Raw genomic sequence first — 25,634 nt, forward strand, 5'->3', positions numbered from 1 at the left:
TGAGTCGATTTGAACTCGAACGAAATGCTGCGGAATTTAGATAGTTTTACTTGTGTGCAAGAACACTAACGTAAAACTCCTAAAATTCTGTCGCATTTTAGCGTTCTTAGTATCATAAAATATGGCTTTTGAGATTATTATGCCTAAGCTTGGTGTTGATATGCAGGAAGGCGAAATCATCGAGTGGAAAAAACAAGAGGGTGATGTGGTTAATGAGGGAGATATCCTTCTTGAAATCATGTCTGATAAAACAAACATGGAACTTGAAGCAGAGGATTCAGGTGTCCTTTTGAAGATTACACGTCAGGCTGGTGAAACAGTTCCAGTTACTGAGGTTATCGGTTATATTGGAGCAGAAGGTGAAGTTGTGGCTGATAATGCTGCGAGTGCACCTGCAGTTGAAGCTGCTCCAAAAGTTGAAGAAGTTGCCGCTGTAGAAACACCTGTAGTAGCAGCGCAAACACAAGCCCCTGTCGTTCATGAAGGTGGGAAGGTACGTGCAACGCCTAAGGCGCGTAAGGTGGCGCGTGAGTTGGGAATTGACCTTACTCAAGTTCCAGGAACTGGAGCAAAAGGTCGTGTTCACGCGGATGACGTTGAGAACTTTAAGGGTGCTCAACCTAAGGCAACACCATTGGCACGTAAGATTGCTGCGGACCTTGGTATTGATTTAGCTAGCGTGTCTGGAACAGGCTTTGGTGGTAAGATTACTAAGGAAGATATCCTTGCAATCAGTGCTCCAGCGCAAGTTAAGGAAGCTGCAGCTGCACCTGTGGTTGAAGCTAAACCTGAAAAAGTCTTGCCAGAAGGTGTGGAAGTTATTCCAATGTCTGCTATGCGTAAGGCTATTTCTAAGGGAATGACGCACTCATACTTGACTGCACCAACCTTCACCCTTAACTATGACGTGGACATGACTAACCTTATGGCCCTACGTAAGCAAGTCCTTGACCCAATCATGAACAAGACTGGCATGAAGGTAACCTTCACTGATTTGATTGGTTTAGCAGTTGTGCGTACCCTTATGAAAGAGGAACACCGTTACCTCAATGCATCCTTGATTGATGATGCACAAAATATCGAATTACACAAATTTGTTAATCTCGGTATTGCCGTTGGTCTCGATGATGGCTTGATTGTACCAGTTGTACATGGTGCAGATAAGATGAGTTTGTCTGAGTTTGTTGTGGCATCTAAAGATGTCATCAAGAAAGCTCAAGCTGGTAAGTTGAAGGCTGCTGAAATGTCAGGTTCAACCTTCTCTATTACTAACTTGGGAATGTTTGGAACCAAGTCATTCAATCCAATCATTAACCAACCAAACTCAGCTATCCTTGGTGTTTCAGCAACTATTCAGACACCGGTTGTCGTTGATGGTGAAGTTGTTGTGCGTCCAATCATGGGTCTCTGCTTGACAATTGACCACCGTATTGTAGATGGTATGAATGGTGCCAAATTCATGGTTGATTTGAAACATTTGATTGAAAATCCTATGGAATTGTTGATTTAAGAAAAAAATATCTGAAAACTGAAGTTTTAATAGAAAGGAGAGGGCGAACCAGAGGGTATAACTGAACCCGAGCGGAAAGCTTGGAAAATAGACCGTCTGTCTACGTCAGCAGGCTGACGTGTCAGACGCCTAATTTTCAGTCGCTTTCTGGTCGCTCTTGGTATCTTATAAATGGCTTTTGAGATTATTATGCCTAAGCTTGGTGTGGACATGCAGGAAGGCGAAATCATCGAGTGGAAAAAACAAGAGGGTGATGTGGTTAATGAGGGAGATATCCTTCTTGAAATCATGTCAGATAAAACGAACATGGAACTTGAAGCAGAAGATTCTGGTGTTCTTTTGAAGATTACGCGTCAGGCTGGTGAAACTGTACCAGTTACTGAGGTTATTGGTTATATTGGAGCAGAAGGTGAAGTTGTGGCTGATAACGCTGCTAGCGCACCTGTTGCAGAAGCAACTGCTCAGTTGGAATCAGCTGGTCTTGAAGTTCCTAAAGCTCCTGTCCAAGCTGCTCCAACAGCTGCTGCAGAAAAAGCACCTCTTGCTGACAATGAGTACGATATTATCGTTGTCGGTGGTGGTCCTGCTGGTTACTATTCTGCCATTCGTGGTGCACAACTTGGTGGTAAGGTTGCCATCGTTGAAAAATCTGAATTTGGTGGAACATGTTTGAATAAAGGATGTATCCCAACTAAGACCTACCTTAAAAATGCAGAAATCCTTGATGGACTTAAGATTGCAGCAGGTCGTGGTATCAACCTAGCGTCAACAAACTACACTATCGATATGGATAAGACAGTTGACTTTAAGAACTCTGTCGTTAAGACCCTTACTGGTGGTGTTCAAGGTCTTTTGAAGGCTAACAAGGTCACTATTTTCAACGGTCTTGGTCAAGTTAATCCAGATAAGACAGTTACTATTGGTTCAGAAACAATCAAGGGACGTAATATCATCCTTGCGACTGGATCAAAAGTATCTCGTATCAATATTCCTGGTATTGAGTCACAACTTGTGATGACATCAGATGATATCCTTGATTTACGTGAATTGCCTAAATCACTTGCTGTTATGGGTGGTGGTGTCGTTGGTATCGAGCTTGGTCTTGTTTATGCCTCATACGGTGTAGAAGTGACTGTTGTTGAGATGGCTGACCGCATTATTCCTGCTATGGATAAAGAAGTGTCACTTGAACTTCAAAAAATTCTTACTAAGAAGGGTATGAAGATCATGACATCTGTTGGGGTTTCTGAGATTGTAGAAGCTAACAACCAATTGACCCTTAAACTTAATAATGGTGAAGAGATTGTAGCGGATCGTGCCCTTCTTTCAATCGGTCGTGTCCCTCAATTGGATGGTCTTGAAAATCTTAACCTTGAACTTGACCGTGGTCGTATCAAAGTTAATGCTTATCAAGAAACATCAATCCCAGGAATTTACGCACCAGGTGATGTTAACGGAACTAAGATGCTTGCTCACGCGGCTTTCCGTATGGGTGAAGTTGCAGCTGAAAATGCTATGCGTGGCAATGTCCGTAAGGCTCACCTTGACTACACACCAGCAGCTGTCTACACTCACCCAGAAGTCGCAATGTGTGGTCTTACTGAAGAAGATGCACGCGCTAAATACGGTGATGTTCTCATTGGTAAATCAAGCTTTGCTGGTAACGGACGTGCCATTGCTTCAAATGAAGCTCAAGGTTTTGTTAAAGTCGTTGCAGATGCGAAGTACCATGAAATCCTTGGTGTTCACATTATTGGTCCAGCCGCAGCTGAATTGATTAACGAAGCATCAACAATTATGGAAAATGAATTGACTGTAGATGAACTCTTGCAATCTATCCACGGTCACCCAACCTTCTCTGAAAACATGTATGAAGCCTTTGCTGACGTACTTGGAGAAGCTATCCATAACCCACCAAAACGTAAATAATGCCAATAAAATTCTCGGACGGATGTTCGGGGATTTTTCTTTTGTCACACATTTTCATCTTTAATGATATGTGCTAAGTTTGTCACTATTTTTCCAAAACTAATCCGAATATATAGATAAAGGGTTTTCATATTGAACGAATAGTAAGTTTATAAGTTTTTAGAGTTTTATAATCTTTCTATTTTGTTTAGAAAACTTTAAGTAATGACCTTTCCATTAGAGTTTTTCTATGGTAAAATGGTTGACGTATTAAAAATGCAAAAGGAAAGTTAAATGCGAACGAAAGATTTTATCTACTATGCTAGTGCGGCTGTTCTCTTGGCTGTGACAACTCAGGTTGCTCAGGCAGATGAAGTGGCGACACAAACTCCTTCTGTTACTGAAGGAAATCAGTATCAACCTGCGACAGCGGCTGAGATTTTTGGTGGAGAAGCAGTCTTGCCTGCAACTCCTAGTTCAACTGTTTCAGCACCCGTAGCTACGAGTGAGGTGGCAAAACCTAGTGCTCCTGCGGTAGCTTCGTCACTTGCAGCACAAAGTTCAGAGGCTGTAACAACTGCGGCATCAACTTCAGTAGCTAACTCTACTGTTGCTGTAGCGTCAACTTCAGTAACATCTTCAGTTGTTAGTTCAGAAAGTGCAACAGCTTCTACAAGTGCGACAAATTCTGAAACGTCAAACAGCGCTGTAGCAACACCTGCTAAATTGACGAATTCTACGGATGTTCCTTCGCCAACGCTTAAGGTGCAACCAAAGACTTTTATCGATGTCAGCAGCCATAATGGTGAGATCAGTGTAGATGACTATCGTGCACTTGCACGCCAAGGTGTGGGTGGTGTCGTTGTAAAGTTGACTGAGGACACTTGGTACAACAACCCTAAAGCACCCTCACAAGTTCGCAATGCTCAAATTGCTGGTCTTCAAGTATCAACCTATCATTTTTCTCGATACACAACTGAGGAAGAAGCACGTGCAGAAGCTCGTTTCTACATCCAAGCTGCACAAAAACTAAACCTTCCAAAAAGTACTGTTATGGTTAATGATTTGGAAGACTCTAAGATGCTTCCAAATATCAACCGTAACACCCAAGCTTGGGTTAACGAAATGCGTAAGCATGGATACAACAACTTGATGTTCTATACAAGTGCCAGCTGGTTGGATGAGAACAATCTAGGCTACCGTGGACCTGTCTCAACCTCTCAATTTGGGATTGAGAATTTCTGGGTTGCCCAGTACCCATCAACAACTCTTACAGCAACAAGTGCTAAGAACATGCGCTATAATGCCAAAACTGGTGCATGGCAGTTTTCAGCTACGGCTAATCTCTTGCCAGGTAAACATGTCTTTGACCATAGCGTGGACTATACAGGACGTTTCACAGCTAATGCCAGTGCTGAGGTTGATGCCACTCAAGGCGATTTGAGTGGAACCATTTCTATTGTCAATAACAATCCAACTCTTGGTAGCTTTGATGTTGTCATCTCTAATGTTAAGGCACCAAACGGTGTTGAAACTGTCTCTGTTCCAATTTGGTCAGAAATTAATGGCCAAGATGACATTATCTGGTATACGGCTAACCGTCAAAATAATGGAACTTATACAGTAAACGTTAAGGCTTCAGCTCATAAAAACTCAACAGGCCTTTACAATGTTCATCTTTATTATATTCAAAAAGATGGTCAAATGACGGGTGTTGGTGGAACAACTACGCAGGTCTTCATTGGTAAGACACCAGAGCAGTTGAAACCTAAAGCAAGTTTTGCTATTGAAAATAATAATGCTAAGGCAGGAACTTTTGATGCCGTTATCACTAATATCTCAGCACCACTAGGTGTTAAAGAGGTTTTAGTCCCATCATGGAGTCTTGAAAATGGTCAAGACGACCTTATTTGGCATAAGGCAACCAAGCAAAATGATGGTAGCTATCGTGTCACCATTAAGGCAAGTGAGCATAAGGGCAATAAAGGGAATTACCGTGCTGATGCCTACATCGTGGACAACGCTAACAATCGTCATTATATTGCCGAAAAAGTAGTGTCTGTTGATTATGCTCGACCAAGTGGTGTCCTTACAATTGAAAACAATAATACTGCAGCAGGTACTTTTGATGCCGTTGTTCGTAATATCGTTGCTCCTACAGGTTTGAAAGAGGTTCTTGTTCCTTCATGGAGTTTAGCTGGTGGTCAAGATGACCTTATCTGGCATAAGGCAAGTCGTCAAGCCGATGGTTCTTACCGAGTGACTATCAAGGCAAAGGATCATAAGAATTCAACTGGTAAATACCGTGCTGATGCCTACATTGTAGATGACTCTAACAAACGTTTCTATCTCACTGAAAAAGTGGTAGAAGTTACTCAAACTCGCCCTAGTGCAAGTCTCGTTATTGAAAATAATAATGCTGATTTAGGTACTTTTGACGCTGTTATCCGTAATATCGTTGCACCAAATGGGGTTAAGGAAGTCTTAGTTCCATCATGGAGTCTAGTTAACGGACAAGATGATCTTGTTTGGCACAAAGCTAGTCGCCAATCTGATGGTAGCTACCGTGTTACTATTAAGGCTAGTGAGCATAAGAATTCTCTAGGCAATTACCGTGCTGACGTTTATATCGTAGATAATGCCAACCAACGTCATTATGTCACTGAAACAATTGTGGATGTGAAACATAATAAACCAGTAGGTACCATTTCAGTAGTTAATAACAATAAAGATACTGGTACTTTTGATGTCATTATCAGTGATGTTTATAGTCCTAAAGGTGTTCGTACTGTTCAAGTACCTATTTGGTCTGAAAAAGATGGTCAAGATGATATTCGTTGGTATGAAGCAACACGTCAAGCTAATGGCACTTATGCGGTAAATGTTCAAGCTACTAACCACAAAAATTCAACAGGCTTGTACAATATTCATTTGTACTACATTTTAAATGATGGGTCACAAGTTGGTGTAGGAGGGACAACGACAACTCTTGAATTCCGTAATGCTAAGACTAAAACGCAAACCTATATCACTAATGTTAACTCAGAAGCAGGTAGTTTTACAGTTGTAGTTGATCAAGCGCCACAAGGACGTCAGATTAAGAATATCCGTGTAGCTGTATGGTCAGAAAGCAACCAAGGAAACCTTTCTTGGTACAATACGGCACCTACTGGAACACATACTGAAATCAATGTATCGACTGTTAATCATAAGAATCTCATTGGTAACTATACGACTCATGTTTATGTAGACTATGTAGACAATACTGTAGACGGATTCAACCTTGGTGAGACAGCTCTTGCTCCACGTAATCGTCGTGTTGAGCCTCAGACGACTTATTATTCTCAACGTGATCCTCGTTGGGCTTCTAAGTGGTATGGTGTCAGCAATATGGACCAGTCAGGCTGTGTTCCAACATCACTTGCTATGACCTTTACAGATATCTTGGGAACTGTAATTGCACCAACGACAGTTGCGGATTATTTGTACTACAATACAAATTCGTTCAATAAAACATCAGTTGCTGGTACAGACGCGGATGGTATTGTATTAGCAAGTAAAAATTGGGGTCTCAAGAGCAACGTGCTTTCAAGCATTGCTAACATTGCTTCAGCTTTGATGTCAGGCCAACATGTTCTGGCAGCAGTAGGAGCAAGCCAATTTATCAATTATCCTTACACGCATGAAATCGTACTTCATGGCTATGATAATGGTAAAACTTATGTTCGTGATCCATTTAATGCCAATAACAATGGTTGGTATTCATTGGATTACATTCATGGTGTTCAGAGTCGAGATGCAATGGATACTAAGCTTGGTGCACCATTCTTCTCAATCTTTGCTTAATCTATTAATGAAAGGTCTTTGGAAGGTAACTTCTAAGGGCTTTTTTGGTGTTCATTTTTGATAGCCATATTTTGTATTTATCTATTTTCAGAATATTATATATACATTTGTAATCTCTTGTTTATAGGTTTTTAGGTTCTTTATTTGGATAACGTTGATACTTTTAGTATGGAAATTACTTATTTTTTTATCATTTTTATAGTTTTTTTAGATAATTATCACTTTTGCTCTATTCGTAAGACATTTTCTATGGTAAAATGGGTGACGTATGAAAAAGTGTCAAAGGAAAGTTAAATGCGAACAAAAGATTTTATCTACTATGCCAGTGCAGCTGTTCTCATGGCGATGACCACTCAGGTAGCCAGTGCTGATGAGGTAGCTACTCAAATGCCTACGGTTACAGAAGGGAACCAGTATCAGCCTGCGACCGCAGCAGAAATTTTTGGTGGTGGAGCAGTCCTTACGCAAGAAACGCCATCAGCAAGACCAAGTTCAACTGTGGCGGCAGCATCTACAGCAACAAGTGAGGTGGCAAACTCAAGTACTCCACACGTCAGTCAAGCAAGCTCAACAACGATTGTAGCATCTGAATCAAGAGTCATTGCCTCTGAATCGGTAGTTCAGGCGAACACAGTAGCTAGTTCAGAAAATGCGACGGTACCGACTGCTTCTGAGGTTTCAAGCAATACCGTGGCTGAACCTGCTAAGTTGACTCATTCTCATGATACTGATGTTCTAAAACCTAAGGCAAGCTTCTCAATTGAGAACAACAACAAGGTCACTGGTACCTTTGATGCTGTGGTTCGAGATATTGTGGCACCCTTGGGTGTTAAAGAGGTTCTTGTTCCATCTTGGAGTCTAGCCAATGGTCAAGATGACTTGATTTGGCATAAGGCAGCCAAGCAAATGGACGGCTCTTATCGTGTAACCATTAAGGCGGTTGATCACAAGGGAGAGGCTGGCAATTACCGTGCAGACGCCTATGTTGTTGATCGAACAAATAAGAGACATTATATTTCTGAGAAAGTAGTATCTGTTAATTACGCTCGTCCAAGTGCAAGCCTAACGATTGAAAATAATAATGCAGCTACAGGCACTTTTGACGCTGTGGTAAAAAATATCATTGCTCCTACAGGTGTGAAAGAAATCTTAGTCCCATCATGGAGTCTCGTTGGTGGTCAAGATGATTTGATTTGGCATAAGGCGACGAAGCAAGCAGATGGTTCTTACCGAGCTACCATTAAGGCAAGTGACCACAAAAATTCAACTGGTAAATACCGTGCAGATGCCTATATCGTAGATAATTTCAACAAGCGTTTCTATTTGACTGAAAAAGTGGTGGAAGTTAGCCAATCTCGTCCAAGCGCAAGCCTAACGATTGAAAATAATGATGCAACTACAGGTACTTTTGATGCTGTGGTTCGTAATATTGTTGCACCGTATGGCTTGAAGGAAATCTTGGTCCCATCATGGAGTCTTGTTAATGGACAGGATGACTTGGTTTGGCATAAGGCAAGTAAGCAAGCAGACGGAAGCTATCGTGTGACGATTAAGGCTTCAGATCATAAACATTCAACTGGTAAATACAGAGCAGATGTTTATCTCGTCGATAAGGATGACAACCGTCAGTATTTAACTGAGACCGTGGTTGATGTCAATGAAACTAAGCCAAGTGGTAGTATTTCTATCTTAAATAACAATGGCGCTGGAACTTTTGATGTGGTCATCAGCGATGTCTATAGCCCTAAGGGTGTACGAACGGTTCAAGTCCCAGTCTGGTCTGAGGCTGATGGTCAAGATGATATTCGTTGGTATGAAGCGACACGTCAAACAGATGGCAATTACAAGGTTACTGTTCAAGTAGCCAACCACAAAAACGTAACTGGTCTTTACAATGTTCATCTTTACTATATCCAAAATGATGGCTCACGAATTGGTGTAGGGGGCACACAAACAAAAGTTACTTTGTCAGATCCCAAAGCCGACCTTGCCATCATTGGTCTCAACAATGCTACTGGTAGCTATGATCTTGTCATTTCAAACTTGGTTGCGCCACGAGGTTTTAAAGAAGTCTTGGTTCCAACCTGGTCAGAAAAGAACGGCCAAGATGATATTATCTGGTACAAGGCAGCTAAGCAAGCTAATGGAGACTATAAGGTAACCGTTCGTTCAAGCAACCATAAGGGTGATAGTGGTCTGTATAATTCCCATGTCTATTTGGTTGACAATGATGGTAAATACATTGGCCTAGGTGGGAAACAGGTGACACTTGATATTACTAAGACTCAAGGAACCTTAACTATTGCTAACAATGATAAAAATCGTGGAACCTTTGATGTTCTTATCACCAATCTGACAAATCCAAGTGGTATTTCAGGTGTGGTAATCCCAGTCTGGTCTGAACAAAATGGTCAGGATGATCTTGTTTGGCATAATGCCACAAAACAGGATGATGGTTCTTATAAAGTGACTATTTCAGCAAGCCAACACAAGTGGAATTCAGGCAAGTACATCGTTCATGGCTATATTGTTGATGCTTCAGGTAAGAATATCGGCTTTGGGGCAACTTCAGCTGATGTGGTAGCCCCTAAGAAAATCGGTTCGGCATCAAGAGGAAACTACGATGTTTTAAATAAGGTTGTCTATCTCGATGCTGGGCATGGTGGCTATGATCCAGGTGCTTCTTACTTTGGTATCTCTGAAAAGAGCTTGACCTTGGCTATCCAAAGTCGTGTGAAAGCTAAATTAGAAGCAGAAGGGTATCAAGTTGTAACCACACGTACAAGTGATACCTATGTCGACTTGACGGACCGTTCACGTGCAGCTAATGCCTCTGAATCAGATATCTTCGTAAGTATTCACATCAATGCTTCAGGAAGTTCAGCAGCACAGGGAATCGAGACTTATTATTACCAACCTTATGCAGAATACCCATCACGTATTAATGCGACCTACCATGCTAATCCGACTCGTTTGAGCATGAGTGACACCTTGGCTAATGCCATCCAGTCTAGCCTGATTAATGCGACTGGCGCTCAAAACCAAGGCGTGAAACGTCAAACATTTGCGGTCTTGCGTGAAACGACAGCGCCGGCGGTTCTCCTTGAACTAGGTTTCTTGTCAAATCCACAAGAAGCAGCTCGTTTGAATACCTCTGCTTATCAGGAGATTTTAGCTAATGCCATCGTGGCAGGGATTAAGCGTTACTATTCTATTTATAATTAATAGATTGAGAGAATCTTATGGTTCTCTCTTTTTTAATTTTTAAAGAGAGAAAACGCTTGCATAAATGAAAGCTAAATGGTATATTAAAAAACATGAAAACGTTAACAAAAGGAGTTTCTATGAAAAGAAATACTCAAGCTAATGATGGAAAAATCCTTCGTTATAGCCTTCGCAAGTACAAGTTAGGTTTGGCTTCTGTAACCATTGGAGCTATTTTTTTGAGCTTTTCTGCTGTTCAAGTCGTCAAGGCAGATGAAGCAGTATCAACGACCGAATCAAGCACACAGGTAGAACCAGCTGATTCTAGTCTTACTACCAGTGGACTAGTAACTGAAACGCCAACAGCTCCTGTAACAGCTGAGAATACCTCTGTTTCCAAGGTAAATGAGCCAGTTTCTCTTCCAGAAGGAAATACTGGCCCTACTGAGACTACCAAGCTAACTGAAACTAGCGAAAACACGCCAAAAACAGTAAGTACTAATAATAGTCAAGCTCTTACGAATGCATCTGAGGATCCTATTGCTGAGGGGACTATTCGCTTGCATTTCCAAGAGTTGCCAAGTCAAGACAAGTCGTCTCTTGGTCTTTGGACTTGGGATGATGTTGAGACACCATCATCTCAGAAGGGGGCCTGGCCGACAGGGGCAACCTCATTTGCTGAAGCCAAACAGGATGATTATGGTGTCTATTTAGATGTGAAGTTGTCTTCAGCACCTAAAAAACTTAGCTTCTTGATTAATAATGCTGCTGGAACGAACCTTTCAGGGGATAAAGCAGTCGAAATTCTTAGCCCTCAAATGAATGAGGCCTGGATTGACAAGGATTTCCAAGTTTACAGCTATCAACCTATCCCTCAAGACCACGTTCGTATCAATTATTTCCGTACGGATGGTGACTATAGCAATAAGTCTGTCTGGTATTGGGGTGACGTTAAGGATGCTCCAAGCAATTGGCCTGATGGTGTCAATTTCCAACCGAATGGTAAGTATGGTGCCTACTTAGATATTCCACTAACACAAGCCGCAAAATCGATAGGATTTTTACTCTTAGATGAGAGCAAAACAGGAGATGATGTGAAAATTCAGGCAAATGATTATAAATTTAGTGACTTGAAAAAATCTCGTCAGCTTTTCGTACGAGATACTGATCCGACAGTCTACACCAACCCTTACTTTGTCAAGGATGTGCGTTTGACTGGGGCTCAGCAGCTTAGTCCAAGCAAAATCGAACTTAGCTTTACCAACTTAGACGAGGTCTCATCTGAAGATATTCTCAAAGAACTTAAGGTGACGGATAAGGATGGTAACAGTGTCACTCTTAAACAGCTTGACTTGGATGCTAAACTTAAAAAAGCTACTTTAACAGGTGATTTTGCTGCAGAAAATCTACCTTACAAGGTCACTTTAGGCAGTGATAGTTTTAAAACATCTGAGAGCTGGCAATTAAAGGATGCCCTCTACAGTTACGATGGCGAATTGGGTGCTCGACTAGAAGAAAATGGTACTAAGGCACATGTGACACTTTGGTCACCAAGTGCTGATCAAGTAGACATCATTGTCTATGATAAGAATAATCAAGACAAGGTACTTGCTGAACACGCTCTAAGCAAAGGCCCTCGAGGTACTTGGCAAGCTGACCTACATGCGACTGATTTTGGCCTTGAAAACTTAACAGGCTATTTCTATCAATACCGCATTAAACGTGGAGATCAGTCAGTAATTGTTCTTGATCCTTATGCGAAATCTCTGGCTGCTTGGAATAGTGACGATGCTAGCAAGGGTCCTGAACACAAGATTGCCAAGGCTGCCTTTGTAGATCCTGCTAATTATGGACCAAAAGATCTTGACTACGCTAAGATTCCTAACTTTAAGTCTCGTGAAGATGCTATCATTTATGAGGCTCATGTCCGTGATTTCACCTCTGACAAGGCTATCTCAGCTGAATTGAAGCACCAGTTTGGTACTTTTGCAGCCTTTGCGGAGCGTTTGGATTATCTTAAAGACCTTGGGGTTACCCATATTCAGCTTTTGCCAGTATTGAGCTACTATTTTGTTAATGAATTGCAAAATGGCAAGCGTTTGGATGCCTATGCTTCAAGCGATAGTAACTACAACTGGGGCTATGATCCACAAAACTATTTCTCTTTGACGGGAATGTATTCTGAAAACCCAAGTGAACCAGCTAAACGTATCGAAGAATTCAAGAATTTAGTTGCTGCTATTCATGCCCACGGTATGGGCGTTATCTTGGATGTGGTCTATAATCATACAGCTAAGACAGCTATTTTTGAAGACCTTGAGCCAAATTATTATCACTTTATGGATGCTGATGGCACTCCTCGTTCGAGTTTTGGAGGGGGGCGTCTAGGCACGACTCACTATATGAGTCGTCGTGTCTTGGTTGATTCGATTGCTTATCTTACTAAGGAATACAAGGTGGATGGTTTCCGTTTTGATATGATGGGTGACCATGATGCTGAAAGTATCGAGCAAGCTTATCATGCTGCACGTGCCCTTAATCCAAACCTCATTATGCTTGGTGAGGGCTGGGTGACTTATACTGGCGATGAAAATAGCCCTGTTCAGCCTGCCGATCAGTCTTGGATGAAAGACACAGATACCGTAGCTGTATTTTCAGACGATATTCGAAACACCCTCAAATCAGGTTATCCAAACGAGGGGACACCTGCCTTTATCACAGGTGGCAAACGTGATATTAATAAGGTCTTTGACAATATCAAGGCACAACCAACTAACTTCGAAGCTGATTCTCCAGGTGATGTGATTCAATATATTGCTGCTCACGATAATTTGACCCTTTTTGATATTATTGCCCAATCAATCAAGAAGGATCCAAGCAAGCCTGAGAATAATGCTGAAATTCATCGTCGCTTGCGTCTAGGAAACCTCATGGTATTGACTGCTCAGGGAACACCATTTATTCACTCTGGTCAGGAATACGGCCGCACCAAACAGTTCCGTGATCCTGCCTACCGTTATCCTGTGTCTGAGGACAAGGTGCCGAATAAGTCACATCTCTTAGTGGATGAAAAGGGCAATCCATTTGACTATCCTTACTTTATCCATGATTCTTATGATTCTAGTGATGCTGTCAATCATTTTGATTGGACTAAAGCAACTGATAGTCAGGCATTCCCAGAAAATACGAAAACTCGCGCCTTTACCAAAGGGTTGATCGCCTTACGTAAGTCGACAGATGCCTTCAATTTCAAATCAAAAGCAGATGTAGATGCACGTCTAACGCTATTGACAGTTCCTGGTCAGGACAATGTCGCTCAAGAAGATTTGGTATTGGGATACCAAACTATTGCTTCGAATGGAGACCGTTACCTTGTCTATGTCAATGCTGATAGCAAGGCTCGTCAGTTTGATTTGAGCAAGATTACAAATAGCCTATCCTATCTGGTTTTGGCAGATGGCAGTCAAGTCAATTTATCCGGAATTAGTGAGTTATCAGGTGTTGCAATCAACAATCACATCTTGACCTTGGATCCACTAACAGCGACTATTATTCGTTTGACTAATGCTAAAACACCAACTGAGGCAGTAGATCAGCCTTCTGAAAAGACCGGGTCATTTGGTGGTAAAAATACTGAGGCAACTAAAACAAATGTCAAGGCTTCAGGTAAAGAGGACCTTGTTGGAGATGCTGAACTTGTTAATCGTGATAATGGTCAGGCTAAGACTGAAGCTAGTCATCAGACTGATAAACAACTGCCATCCACTGGTGAAAAGACAAATCGTGGACTCTTTGTAGCAGGTCTGCTAAGTATTCTTAGTCTAGGATTCCTTCGAAAACGTCGTACAAAATAATAAGTAGCAACAGGTTATTTCCTGTTGTTTTTCTTTTATTTAGAATCATTCTTATCTGCTCTTTAGAATAGTTCTTAAATAGCCTAAAACCGTTGACAGTGCTGGTTTCTTCTGTTAGTTTAGATATTGTTCTCTTACATACGAGAGATCATTATTGACTTATCATCGTTCGTTTTTTATTAATGATAAAACGACGATTCACATATATAACGACAAATGTCGAACACTATCTTGAAAATAGGAGACATTCATGAAAAAACTTAGCAAACTTGGTGTTGTTCTTTTGGCATCAGGACTTTTATTGACGGCTTGTGCCAAATCTGGTAATTCAAGTCATTCAAGTTCAACTAGCTCAAAACTCACAGCCAGTGAGCAAAAGCAATTGAAGCAGGCCACAAGTGATTACAAGACTTTCGTAGAAGGCGAAATTGATCAGCTTTTGAAAGATACTGAAGGATTCAGTGAAACCCTCAAGTCAGGAAATCTTGAAGAAGCTAAGAAACAATACCCATTGGTTCGTATGGCTTACGAGCGTTCAGAGCCGATTGCAGAAAGCTTTGGTGAGTCTGACGTGAAAATCGACTACCGTTTGGTTGATTACATGGACGAAAATAAATCAGAAGACGGTTGGTCAGGGTTCCACCGTATCGAACGTATCATGTGGCAAGACAACACGACAGAGGGTACAGCTGCCTATGTAGATCAATTGGTTAACGATATTAAGGAACTCAAAGCTAAAATTGCAACTGTTAAAGTTACCCCAGATATCATGTTGACAGGTGCTGTTGACCTTCTGAACGAAGTAGCAACTCAAAAGATTACAGGTGAAGAAGAGGTCTTCTCACACACTGATCTTTACGACTTCCGTGCCAATATTGAGGGAGCGGAAAAAATCTTTGAACTCTTCAAACCGTTGATTCAGAAGAAAGATGCTAAACTTGTTAAGACTCTGGAAACTGAATTCAAGAATGTCAATGGTCTTTTGGACAAACACATGACTGATGAGAAAAACTATAAGTCTTATACAGATTTGAGTGAGGCAGATACTAAGGAATTGGCCGAAGCTGTAACTAAACTTGGTGAACCATTATCACAAATGGGTGTTATCCTAGAAGGGAAATAAGAAAAATGACTGACGAAAAATTTTTAGATCAAAAAATGGACCGTCGTGAATTTCTTAAAAAAGCAGGTATTGGAGGGGCTGGGCTTGCGCTTGGTCTTTCTGGTGCATCTGCTTTTTTCGCTAATCAGGATAGTTCAAGTAAAAAGGCTTATGATGGTGATGAAGATATTAGCTTCTTTGGCAAGCACCAGGCTGGGATTACGACTCCTATGCAGAAGGCTTGCTACTTGGTGGTGCTAGATCTTCATACAACCGATAAAAAAGAAGTCATCCAGCTTTTTAAAGACTGGACAGATTATAGTAGTAAATTAGTAGAAGGTGAGCTAGTAAAAAAGGATGGTTCTAATACCCTCTTGCCACCAAGTGATACTGGCGAAACCGTGGGACTCAATCCCTATCGCCTGAGTCTGACTTTTGGGGTTTCGGCTGATTTTCTTAAAAAGCTTGGTTTGGAATCCAAACGTCCTAAGCTCTTCCGAGATTTGCCACCATTTCCAAAGGAGCAGTTGCAGGACAAGTACACGGGTGGTGATATCGTGATTCAAGCCTGTGCGGACGATGAACAAGTAGCTTTCCACGCTGTCCGCAATCTGATTCGTAAAGGTCGTAATAAAATCACCATGAAGTGGAGCAAATCAGGGTTTGCAGCAATTGGAGACCGTAAGGAAACGCCTCGAAATCTCTTTGGCTTCAAGGACGGTACTGCCAATGTTACGACGGAAAAGGAATTCGACAAGGTTGTCTGGACGGATAGTAAGGATTGGATGAAGGGTGGTTCTTATATGGCTCTTCGTCTGGTACAGATGCACTTGGAGACTTGGGATCGTACCAATTTGCAGGAACAGGAAAACACCTTTGGTCGCTATAAGGAATCAGGTGCTCCCTTTGGTAAGAAAGATGAGTTTGACGAAGTAGATCTCTCAAAACTACCAGTCGATTCGCATGTGCGTTTGGCTAAAGAAGTAGACCTTCCTATCTTGCGTCGTTCCTATTCTTATTCTGATGGCATTGATGAGAGAACTGGTCAGTTTGATGCAGGCTTGATTTTCATTGCTTACCAGAAGGATCCAGACCGTTTTGTCAAAATACAGACCAACCTTGGTGCTGTAGACAAGATGAATGAGTACATCACTCATATCGGAAGCGGGCTCTTTGCTTGCTTTGCTGGCGTGGAGAAAGGAGGCTACCTTGGTCAAGCACTCTTTGAATAAACTCCTCGTTTTGCTTGGACTTCTAGCTCTTTTCTTGACATATCCAGTTGCTGCTGAATCCTATAGTGATCTCTATATCAAAATCACAGATGCAACAACTGCTGTTCAAAACAAGGATCAAGCAAAAGCTAAGGAATTAGTCGGTGAGATTAAGACTGATTTCGAAACAAAGGAAAATCACGATTCCAAGGCTGGTAAAAAAGTCAGCAAGGCTCTTGATATTAAAGGTGATGTGACAGAAGAGGACCTAACCTCTATCTCGTCAGCCCTCCTTAAATTTGAGAAAGAGCAAAATCCTGTTGACTTGGATGCCGAAAAGGAAAAACTTGAGACCCGTCTCAATCCTTATTTCAAGAACTTACAGGATGCCATTACGGCTAAAGACCTAACTGCGACCCGCAAAACTTACGGCGAATTGAATAATGCTTGGACGCGAAATGAAGCTGTTGTCCGTGACCATAGTACTGCCTACTACGGCAAGATTGAGACGGCCATTTCACTTTTGCGCAGCAGCATTGAGACGGAGCCTACAGATTTCACCAGCATCCAGTCATCCTATGATGATCTCAAGGGTGGGATTGATGACTTTATCAAGGGCGTCCCTCTTGATAGCACAAGCTCAAGTTTAACCCTAAAAGATGGTATTAAGCTCTTGGAAAAAGCTCTCGGTCAATTCCAATCAGGTGATGAAAAAACGGCTGCGGCAACTATGAAGAAGTTCATCACTATCTGGCCAACCATTGAAGGTGACGTGAGCACGACTAACCCAAGCCTCTATACGCGCGTGGAGAGTGAAACACCGGTTATCATGGTTAAGGGGAAAGAAAAAGCTTATCAGGACAAACTGCAAGCCTTGATTACAGACCTATCAGCTATCGATACCAGTGCTTCTTATAATGCCTTTGATGCCATGTTGATTCTCTTGCGTGAAGGGATCGAAGCCCTCCTCATTGTTATGGCCCTTGTGACAACTCTTAAGGCAGCCAAGATGCGTAAGGGTCTCAAATGGGTTTATGGTGGAGCCATTGCTGGTGTTCTTGCCAGCGCACTTATAGCTGTTATCTTACAAGTTGTCTTTCCAGCTGTGACCTCAGGGGCTAACCGTGAAATTATTGAGGGTGGCGTTGGTATCTTTGCAGTTGCGATGATGATTTTGATTGGTATTTGGCTTCATAGCAAGTCTTCAGTCAAACAGTGGAATGACTTTATGGACCGTCAGATGAAGACAGTGACGGCTACTGGAAGTTTTGTATCCATGTTTGCCCTTAGTTTCTTGGCTGTCTTCCGTGAAGGTGCCGAGACCATTCTTTTCTATGTTGGTATTATCCCACGTATCACGACAGCTAATTTCTTGATTGGTATTGCTTTAGCCATTGCAGTTCTTGTTATTATTGCTGTGGCTATGACTAAAGCTAGTCACCATATTAAACCGCATCGTATCTTCTTTATTTTGACTTGGTTGATTTATGCCTTGGCCTTCAAGATGCTCGGTGTCAGCATTCATGCTCTTCAGTTGACTAATATGATGTCCAATCATTTGATTAGTGGTTTCCCAACCATTGATTGGGCTGGTATTTATCCAAGCTGGGAAGTCCTAATTCCACAACTTATTTTTATTGCTATTATTGCCTTTGTAACGGTGAAACAGCATGGCAAGAAGTAAGGACGAGATGACCATTGTTGAGCATCTGGTGGAATTTCGAAGACGTTTTATTGCAGTAGTGATTTGCTTTTTCCTAGTTTTCTGTATCACTCTGTTGTTTGCCGGAGAGCTCTATGCTTATCTGACTAGAGGATTTGATAAGCCCTTATTGGTTCTAGGACCTAACGATATTCTCTGGATTTACATTAACTTAGCCAGCCTTATGGCTTTTACGGTCACCTTGCCTTTTACTACCTACCAGATTTGGCAGTTTGTGAAACCTGGTTTGAGGGACAATGAAGCGCGTGCCATTTTTGCCTATATTCCAGCAACTTTTGTCTGTTTCGTATTGGGTCTTGCCTTTGGTTATTATTTCGTGAGTCCAGCTATCTTAGAAGTGCTTTTAAAACTAGGTGAAGGGCTCTTTGATACACAAATTACAGCACAAAACTACCTTAGTTTTTTACTGCATACGACAGTGCCTTTGGCTGTTCTCTTTGAACTTCCCGTAGTTGTGAGTTTTTTGACATCTATCGGCATAATAACACCAGTGTTTCTGACACGCTATAGACGCTATGCTTATTTTATTCTCTTGGTTTTAGCAGTTGTTTTGACACCAGCAGACTTTATTAGCGACTTGGCTATGACTGCTCCCTTAATCTTACTCTATGAAGTTAGCGTAACTCTTAGTAAGCTCATTTATAAACGTAAACAAAGAAAATATAAAGATTAATAGAAAGGAGATCTCATGGGAATTCTACGTGATATCGGAGCTCCAGGACTTATTATTATCGTCCTAGGAGCCCTCCTCATCTTTGGTCCTAAACGCTTGCCAGAACTCGGTCAATCTATCGGTAAAATGCTAGCCGAATTTAAAGCAGCGGTAAATAAGACTGATGATGATAAAAAAGACGAAGAAGACAAGACTAAAGACTAAGGTCTCTATCTAAAGGTTATCTTCAAGTTTCTTGACAATTCTAAGCTTTTATGACATAATACACTTGTATTGAATAGTAAGTCTATATCATAGGCAAGAAAAGACCCCAAGCTAACTTCCACATAAGCTCGGGGTCTTTTTTAGCACTATCTATCCTTGTTTAACCACTTGTCGATCAGACGAAGGATAACACCGACCACAATAGGTCCGATGATAGTTTTGAATAGTAAATCCATCATAGGCAAACTCACCTCCCTTCGTAGGCGGTGTCGAGGTGCCAAAGGATATTATATCATAGATTGAAAGAGATATGTTTAGTGAGTGATAGGAAGTATTAGTTAGAATGTAGGTTAATCATGCCAAACAAAAAATCAGCCTTTTGAGCTGATTTTTTTATCTTACAAACTGATACGTTTTTCTGTTTCAGCGTCGAAGAAGTGACCTTTAGCAACGTTGAAAGTAAGGTTAACTTTTTCACCTGGATTATGGAAGTCACGCGCATCGACACGGGCAGCAAACTCAGTTTCTCCAAGTTTTAGGTAAAGCATTGTTTCTGCACCAAGAAGCTCTGAAACGACGACTTCAGCATCTACATTGGCATCTGGATAAACTTCTTGAACAATTGGACGGCTTGAAACATCCTCAGGACGGATACCAAAGATAACTTCCTTGCCTTGGTAACCTGTTTCTTTCAAGATTTTAGCTTGACCCTCTGAGATTGCAATATCCAAACCTTCAGAGTTAGTGATACGGTTACCATCAACCTTAACATTGAAGAAGTTCATAGCAGGACTTCCGATGAATCCAGCAACAAATTTATTGGCTGGCTCATTATAAAGTTCTTGAGGGGTACCAATTTGTTCGATACGACCGATAGTGCCAGAACCATCAGGGTTTTTAGTAGAACTCATGATAACGATACGGTCAGCAAGAGTCATAGCTTCTGTTTGGTCGTGGGTAACGTAGATAGTAGTTGCACCAATATTACGAGTAATTTTAGCAATTTCAGCACGCATGGTCACACGAAGCTTAGCATCCAAGTTTGAGAGAGGTTCATCCATAAGGAAGACTTTAGCATCACGAACGATAGCACGTCCCATAGCTACACGTTGACGTTGACCACCAGATAGGTCTGCAGGCTTACGATCTAAGAACTCAGTCAAACCAAGGCTAGCAGCAGCTTCACGCACACGTTTGTCGATATCGTCTTTTTTATATTTACGAAGTTTAAGACCAAAGGCCATATTTTCATAAACAGTCATGTGAGGGTAAAGTGCATAGTTTTGGAATACCATGGCAATGTCACGATCTTTTGGTGATTTGTCATTAACCACTTCACCATCGATATAGAGTTTACCTTCTGTGATTTCTTCGAGACCAGCAACCATACGGAGAGTTGTTGATTTACCACATCCTGAAGGACCTACGAAAACGATGAATTCCTTGTCTTTGATATCGATACTGAAATCTTCGACAGAATAGTGAGTTGCATTTGGGTATTTTTTGTAAATTTTATCCAGTTTAAGAGTTGTCATATCATTTATCCTTTATTATTTAACTGATCCGCCGGTTACACCTTCAACATAGTATTTCTGCATGAAGATAAAGAGAAGGGTGATTGGGATGGCGATGATAATAGCACCTGCGGTAAATGGAAGGAACCATTCATTGATAGCGTCTTGGTTAAGCATTTGATAGAGTCCAAGGGCAACCGTATATTTATCTTTAACGTCACCGAGGATAACAGATGCAAAGATGAAGTCTACCCAAGGTCCCATGAAGGCCATGAGGGCAGTGTAGACGATGATTGGTTTAGAAAGTGGCAAGGTAATCTTAGTGAAGATTTGAAGACGAGTTGCCCCATCAATCATTGCTGATTCATCCAAAGAGTAAGGTATAGTATCAAAGAAACCTTTCGCAATGTAGAAACCAAGAGCTGCCCCAGCAGAATATACCAAGACCAAAGATGTCAAGGTTTGTGTCAAATTGAGGGCCTTCAAAATGTAGTAGACCGCAATCATTGACATGAATCCAGGGAACATGTTAAGTACAAGTGCCAATTTCAAGAAGCCATTTCTGTGTTTGAATTTAATACGGCTAAGTGAGTAGGCCATCCCTACGGTAATCAAAGTTGAGAGGATACATGTACATGTGGCAACGATGAAGGTATTGATGAACCATTTTCCAAATGGATAAGCATCGCTGGTAAACAGTTTAATGTAGTTATTAAACGTATAAGTCTTAGGGAAGAAGTAAGGCACCGCATTAGCTCCTTCACCACGGAAACTTGTAAGGAAGATCCAAATAATAGGGATCAACCAGATGACAGCTAGAACTGTCAATAGAATATAAGTACCAGTTAGGTAAAGATTTTTCTTACGTTTCATTATTTAGCAGCCCCTTCCTTGAATGAAGATGATCTTGTGTAGGCCAAGAGACTGAATGTTGCAGAGATGGCGAAAATCAAGATACCGATAACAGATGCCAAGTTGTAGTCTTTAGCGCTAACAGTCAGTTTGTAGAGCCAAGTTACCAAGAGGTCAGTTGAACCCGCTTGATAGTATTCAGAGTTAGTAGGTCCACCACCAGTAAGGAAGTAGATAACGTTGAAGTTATTGATATTACCGATGAATTGTTGAATCAACGATGGTGCCATGATCAAGAGAATTTGTGGGAAAGTGATGCTCTTGAAGATTTGGAATTTGCTTGCTCCATCAATTTCAGCTGCTTCAATCTGCTCAGTTGGCAAGTTCATGATGATACCAGTTGCAACCAACATTGTGAACGGAATACCAATCCACATATTAACAAAGATAATAGAGAACTTAGCCCAGAGAGGGTCAGTCAAGAATGGAATTGGTCCATTAGTGAGATGCAAGGTTTGAAGCAAACCATTCAAAGGACCATGGTCGTTAAGGAAGTTTCGCATCAAAAGAAGGGATACGAACTGAGGGACGGCGATAGTGATAACAAAGAGTGTACGCCAAACTTTCTTGAATTTAAGTCCTTTAGTGTTGAGCAGGAGAGCAAGGACAATACCGAAGAAGAAAGTTGTTGCTGTTGCAGCAACTGCCCAAATCAAGGTCCATGTCAAAAGTGGGAAGAAAGTACCAGCCATACGACCTTGTAAAACTTCACCAAAACTTGAGAAACCAACCCAGTCAAAGAGTGATTTAGGTGCTGGGTGATTGTGGTCAAAGTTAGTAAAGGCCAAACAGATCATGTAGATCAAAGGCAAGATTGTGAAGAGCAAAACTCCAATCAATGGTACAGTCATAAGTCCCATGTGGAAACGACCATCAGCCAAGGTCTTGAAGTCTTCGACAAAGTTGGGAACTTTACGTCCAGACTGTTTGAGAGCCATGAGATGACGAGCACTCTTAAGATTACACCAGTAAATATAAGCGAAAACTGCACAGAAGATTAATGATGCAAGTCCAAAAATCAACAAGAGCATAGAGTTATCTCCAGCGACCTGAACAGTAAGCTTAACCCCATTAACCTCTTTAATAGCTTCACCCTGTTCTTGAGTCCCCAGGGTAATCATCCCTTTAAGTGCAGGGATGATTTGGATAACGAAGGCTACTAAGAAGGCAATCTCAGAAAGGAGGAAGAGCAAGCCCTTGGTGAACTGTTTGTTGACCAAGTTTGCAAATCCCATTACCAGAAAGGATAATTTGACATCCCATGTACCTTCTTTGAAGACCTGGCGCATAGGAGTTGTGTCGTAGATTGTTTGTGACATAGATATCTCCTCAGATAAATGTTTAATTAGTGATAGATAAAGAGGCTAGGAACCTGACCTGCCTCTTTACCTTCTCATAGTTAGGATTCTTATTTAGCTGCTGCCAAATCTTTATCAAATTGTTGTAATTTAGTAAGGAATTGGTCTTCCTTGATTTTACCGTTATATGCATCACTCATAAGAGCAGCACTTTCAGTCCAGAAGACTGACATTTGACTAAGTTTAGGCATAACAGTTGTGTACTGATCAGATGAACCCATAGTAATTACAGCTTGTGCAAGTGCATCCTTTTGAACAGCTTCAGAAGCTTGAACTTCTTTGTTAGCTGGGATGATGTGACGGTCTTCATTAGTGAATTGGTTATTTTGACTGTCTTTGCTTGTCAAAGCTTGTGCCAATTGGTAAGAAGCAGCGATACGTTCTGCGTTACCTTTAGATGGTGTTTGGTTAACTGCGTAAAGTTTAACACCCATGAAGGCTTTTTGTTGAACGTCTTGACCACCGATATTAACTGTTGGGTAAACAGCAACACCAAGATTGTCTTTACCAACAGCTTTAGCAGCTGCAGCGTAGTCCCATGGTCCTGATTGGAAAGCATCAACAGAACCATCTTCGAATTTAGCCATCATGTTAGCTGAATCGACATTAACAAATCCTTTATTGTCTTTTTGAGCTGCGATGAATTTAAGAACGTTCACACCAGCTTCGTTACCCCAGTTAGTACCTTTCACATCTTCACCGTTAGGACCAAAGAGTGTGTCACCAACTGAAAGGAAGAGAGGAGCAGTTACATAAGCGTTAACTTCTTTCAAGTTGCTACCAAATTTAGCTTTAGAAGTGATTGTTTCATATGATTTTACATCTTCTTCATTAAGTTTAGATTTGTTGTAGTATGTAACTTGAGTTTCGATACCGTATGGGAAGGCGTAAGTTTTACCTTTGTATTGAGCACCTACAGCAGCTTGTTCAGTATCTTGCTCAGCAATTTCTTTTGAGTATTGCTCTGGGATTTCTTGGATAGCTCCAGCGTCTACCAATTTACCGAGTTGGTCATGTGGAAGTGAGAAGACATCTGCAGCAGTAGAAGCATCCTTAGTCAAGTTTTCTTGAGCATTTGGATCTTCCATTTCAACCATATCAACTTTGTAACCAGATTTCTTTTCAAACTGTGCTACTGTATCTGAGTAAGATTTCTTAGCACCAGTTGGTACCCAAAGTTTCAAAGTCTTGCTATCTGAACTTGAGCTCTTGCTTGAGTTTGACCCACAAGCCACCAAGAGCGACCCAGCCACGAGAAGTCCAGCACTACCAAGTAATACCTTTTGCCATTTTTTCATTTCTATTTCCTCCAGAAATTTAGTTTACGATAACCATTATGCAACCGTTTCCACAATCTGTCAAGTATTTTATAAAAAAATTTTTAACTTTGTGCAAACGATTGCAAAACTAAATTGTTTCGGTTATAATTGTTCTTGTATTTTACGACTATAAATATTTATGAGAATGAGAGGAAAATAATGGCTACAATTAAGGATGTTGCCCAAAAAGCAGGAGTAAGTCCTTCAACGGTTAGTAGGACCTTAAAAGATAATCCAGCCATTTCTGAAGAAACAAAAAACAAGGTGCGGGCGGCTATGGATGAATTAGGTTATGTCCCCAATCTTGCAGCTCAGATGTTGGCAACTGGCTTAACTCATAGTTTAGGTGTGATTCTTCCTCCTTTGGCGAATAGAGAAAATATCAGTCAACCCTTCTATATGGAAATTCTAACGGCTATCAATGAAGAAGCAAGTCGCAATTCTCAGGTCGTCAGTATTGCCACAGGTGCTAGTTTGGATGAATTGGTTAAACAAGTCGAACTCATGCATCGCCAAAAACGAGCTGATGGTTTCATTATTCTCTACTCTGAGAAGAATGATCCTGTTAAATCCTATCTCCTAAAAGAAAAAGTTCCTTTTGTCGTCATTGGAGCTGCAGGTGATACAAAAGATAAGGTTACCTACATCGATAATGACAATAAGGCCTTAGGTAAGGAAGCAGTGACTTATTTATCATCTCATGGTCATAAAAAAATAGGTTTTATTACGGATGACCTTTTTGGTCAAGTAGGACAGGAACGTTATCGAGGTTATAAAGAAGCAGCAGATGAACTAGAATTAGAAATCTTACCTGAACTTGTATTTTCATCTAAAACAATCGATAAGCTAAAGAAGGAATTAGATAGATTTTCTCCGACAGCTTTGATTGTCAAGGATGACCTTATCGCCCTTCGTCTCATTCAATGGCTAAACAATCAAGGGATTAGAGTACCTGAAGATTATGCTATCATTTCCTTCAATAATTCTACTTTTGCAGAAATCATGCATCCGTTCTTGACCACTTTTGATATTAATATCCAAGAACTTGCTAAAGAAAGTGTACAAAGTCTTATGGGACTCCTTAAGTCAACTAAGAACAAGTCACAGAAAGTCATCATTCCATTTAAACTTATAGAAAGAGAAAGCGTCTTAACGCATTCATAATATCTTAAGGAGAATCTAAGTAGTTGGTTAGTAAATTAGCCGGCTACTTTTTTATTTTATGTAAGATGACTATTTTCCGGAATTCACTAGAAGCCTCGGCTTAAAAACACTCTCTCAAATTGTAAGCGTTTG

At 41.1% G+C, this 25,634-nt stretch carries 16 protein-coding genes; 11 read left to right on the forward strand and 5 right to left on the reverse strand.

What is annotated here, in order from left to right; all coding sequences use genetic code 11:
• Positions 1-121: 121 nt before the first annotated feature.
• The 10 genes from ACT170_RS03125 to ACT170_RS03170 all read left to right on the forward strand — a co-directional run bounded on the left by ACT170_RS03125 (position 122) and on the right by ACT170_RS03170 (position 19,235).
• Positions 122-1,510, forward strand: a complete 1,389-nt coding sequence (locus ACT170_RS03125) for a dihydrolipoamide acetyltransferase (RefSeq protein ID WP_021146892.1) — start codon at positions 122-124, stop codon at positions 1,508-1,510.
• Between the two features lie 171 nt (positions 1,511-1,681).
• On the forward strand, positions 1,682-3,439 hold the full coding sequence (gene lpdA / locus ACT170_RS03130) for a dihydrolipoyl dehydrogenase (protein ID WP_175061253.1): 1,758 nt from the start codon (positions 1,682-1,684) through the stop codon (positions 3,437-3,439).
• 273 nt (positions 3,440-3,712) lie between these two features.
• Entirely contained in the window at positions 3,713-7,264 is a 3,552-nt protein-coding gene (locus ACT170_RS03135) for a GBS Bsp-like repeat-containing protein (protein ID WP_444818015.1), read from the forward strand.
• A gap of 294 nt (positions 7,265-7,558) precedes the next feature.
• Positions 7,559-10,489: a GBS Bsp-like repeat-containing protein gene (locus ACT170_RS03140; protein ID WP_444818016.1), complete on the forward strand. Its 2,931-nt coding sequence runs from the start codon at positions 7,559-7,561 to the stop codon at positions 10,487-10,489.
• Positions 10,490-10,608: 119 nt separating this feature from the next.
• Positions 10,609-14,322, forward strand: a complete 3,714-nt coding sequence (locus ACT170_RS03145) for a pullulanase (protein ID WP_444818017.1) — start codon at positions 10,609-10,611, stop codon at positions 14,320-14,322.
• 250 nt (positions 14,323-14,572) lie between these two features.
• Positions 14,573-15,445: an iron uptake system protein EfeO gene (efeO, locus tag ACT170_RS03150; protein ID WP_064524466.1), complete on the forward strand. Its 873-nt coding sequence runs from the start codon at positions 14,573-14,575 to the stop codon at positions 15,443-15,445.
• Between the two features lie 5 nt (positions 15,446-15,450).
• Entirely contained in the window at positions 15,451-16,656 is a 1,206-nt protein-coding gene (gene efeB, locus ACT170_RS03155) for an iron uptake transporter deferrochelatase/peroxidase subunit (protein ID WP_444818018.1), read from the forward strand.
• The gene (locus ACT170_RS03160; RefSeq protein WP_444818019.1) at positions 16,634-18,319 is read left to right on the forward strand and encodes an FTR1 family iron permease; all 1,686 of its coding nucleotides are present in this window, start codon (positions 16,634-16,636) and stop codon (positions 18,317-18,319) included. Before efeB ends, ACT170_RS03160 begins: the two co-directional genes overlap by 23 nt.
• Positions 18,306-19,031, forward strand: a complete 726-nt coding sequence (gene tatC, locus ACT170_RS03165) for a twin-arginine translocase subunit TatC (RefSeq protein ID WP_444818020.1) — start codon at positions 18,306-18,308, stop codon at positions 19,029-19,031. The genes ACT170_RS03160 and tatC overlap by 14 nt, the downstream gene beginning before the upstream one ends.
• 15 nt (positions 19,032-19,046) lie before the next feature.
• The gene (locus ACT170_RS03170) at positions 19,047-19,235 is read left to right on the forward strand and encodes a twin-arginine translocase TatA/TatE family subunit (RefSeq protein ID WP_002884867.1); all 189 of its coding nucleotides are present in this window, start codon (positions 19,047-19,049) and stop codon (positions 19,233-19,235) included.
• A gap of 146 nt (positions 19,236-19,381) precedes the next feature.
• On the opposite strand, the gene ACT170_RS03175 is transcribed toward ACT170_RS03170, so the two are convergent.
• From ACT170_RS03175 to ACT170_RS03195, 5 genes are all read right to left on the reverse strand, one after another.
• The gene (locus tag ACT170_RS03175) at positions 19,382-19,474 is read right to left on the reverse strand and encodes a type I toxin-antitoxin system Fst family toxin (RefSeq protein WP_004182539.1); all 93 of its coding nucleotides are present in this window, start codon (positions 19,472-19,474) and stop codon (positions 19,382-19,384) included.
• 159 nt (positions 19,475-19,633) lie between these two features.
• Positions 19,634-20,770 carry an ABC transporter ATP-binding protein gene (locus ACT170_RS03180; RefSeq protein WP_002884983.1) on the reverse strand — a complete coding sequence of 379 codons (1,137 nt, stop codon included), beginning with the start codon at positions 20,768-20,770 and terminating at the stop codon, positions 19,634-19,636.
• Between the two features lie 15 nt (positions 20,771-20,785).
• The gene (locus ACT170_RS03185; RefSeq protein WP_004182537.1) at positions 20,786-21,622 is read right to left on the reverse strand and encodes a sugar ABC transporter permease; all 837 of its coding nucleotides are present in this window, start codon (positions 21,620-21,622) and stop codon (positions 20,786-20,788) included.
• Positions 21,622-22,980 (reverse strand): carbohydrate ABC transporter permease, encoded by a 1,359-nt coding sequence (locus ACT170_RS03190; protein WP_444818021.1) that lies wholly within the window; start codon positions 22,978-22,980, stop codon positions 21,622-21,624. Before ACT170_RS03190 ends, ACT170_RS03185 begins: the two co-directional genes overlap by 1 nt.
• 89 nt (positions 22,981-23,069) lie before the next feature.
• Positions 23,070-24,317, reverse strand: coding sequence for an extracellular solute-binding protein (locus tag ACT170_RS03195; RefSeq protein WP_002884898.1), 1,248 nt, complete (start codon positions 24,315-24,317; stop codon positions 23,070-23,072).
• 180 nt (positions 24,318-24,497) lie between these two features.
• Between ACT170_RS03195 and ACT170_RS03200 the strand changes: the two genes are divergently transcribed.
• A complete protein-coding gene (locus ACT170_RS03200; RefSeq protein WP_002885097.1) occupies positions 24,498-25,502 on the forward strand; it encodes a LacI family DNA-binding transcriptional regulator in 1,005 nt (334 codons plus the stop codon).
• Positions 25,503-25,634: the final 132 nt, after the last annotated feature.

Source organism: Streptococcus sp. cx1 (assembly GCF_052384325.1).
In the GTDB taxonomy this organism is placed as follows: domain Bacteria; phylum Bacillota; class Bacilli; order Lactobacillales; family Streptococcaceae; genus Streptococcus; species Streptococcus salivarius_G.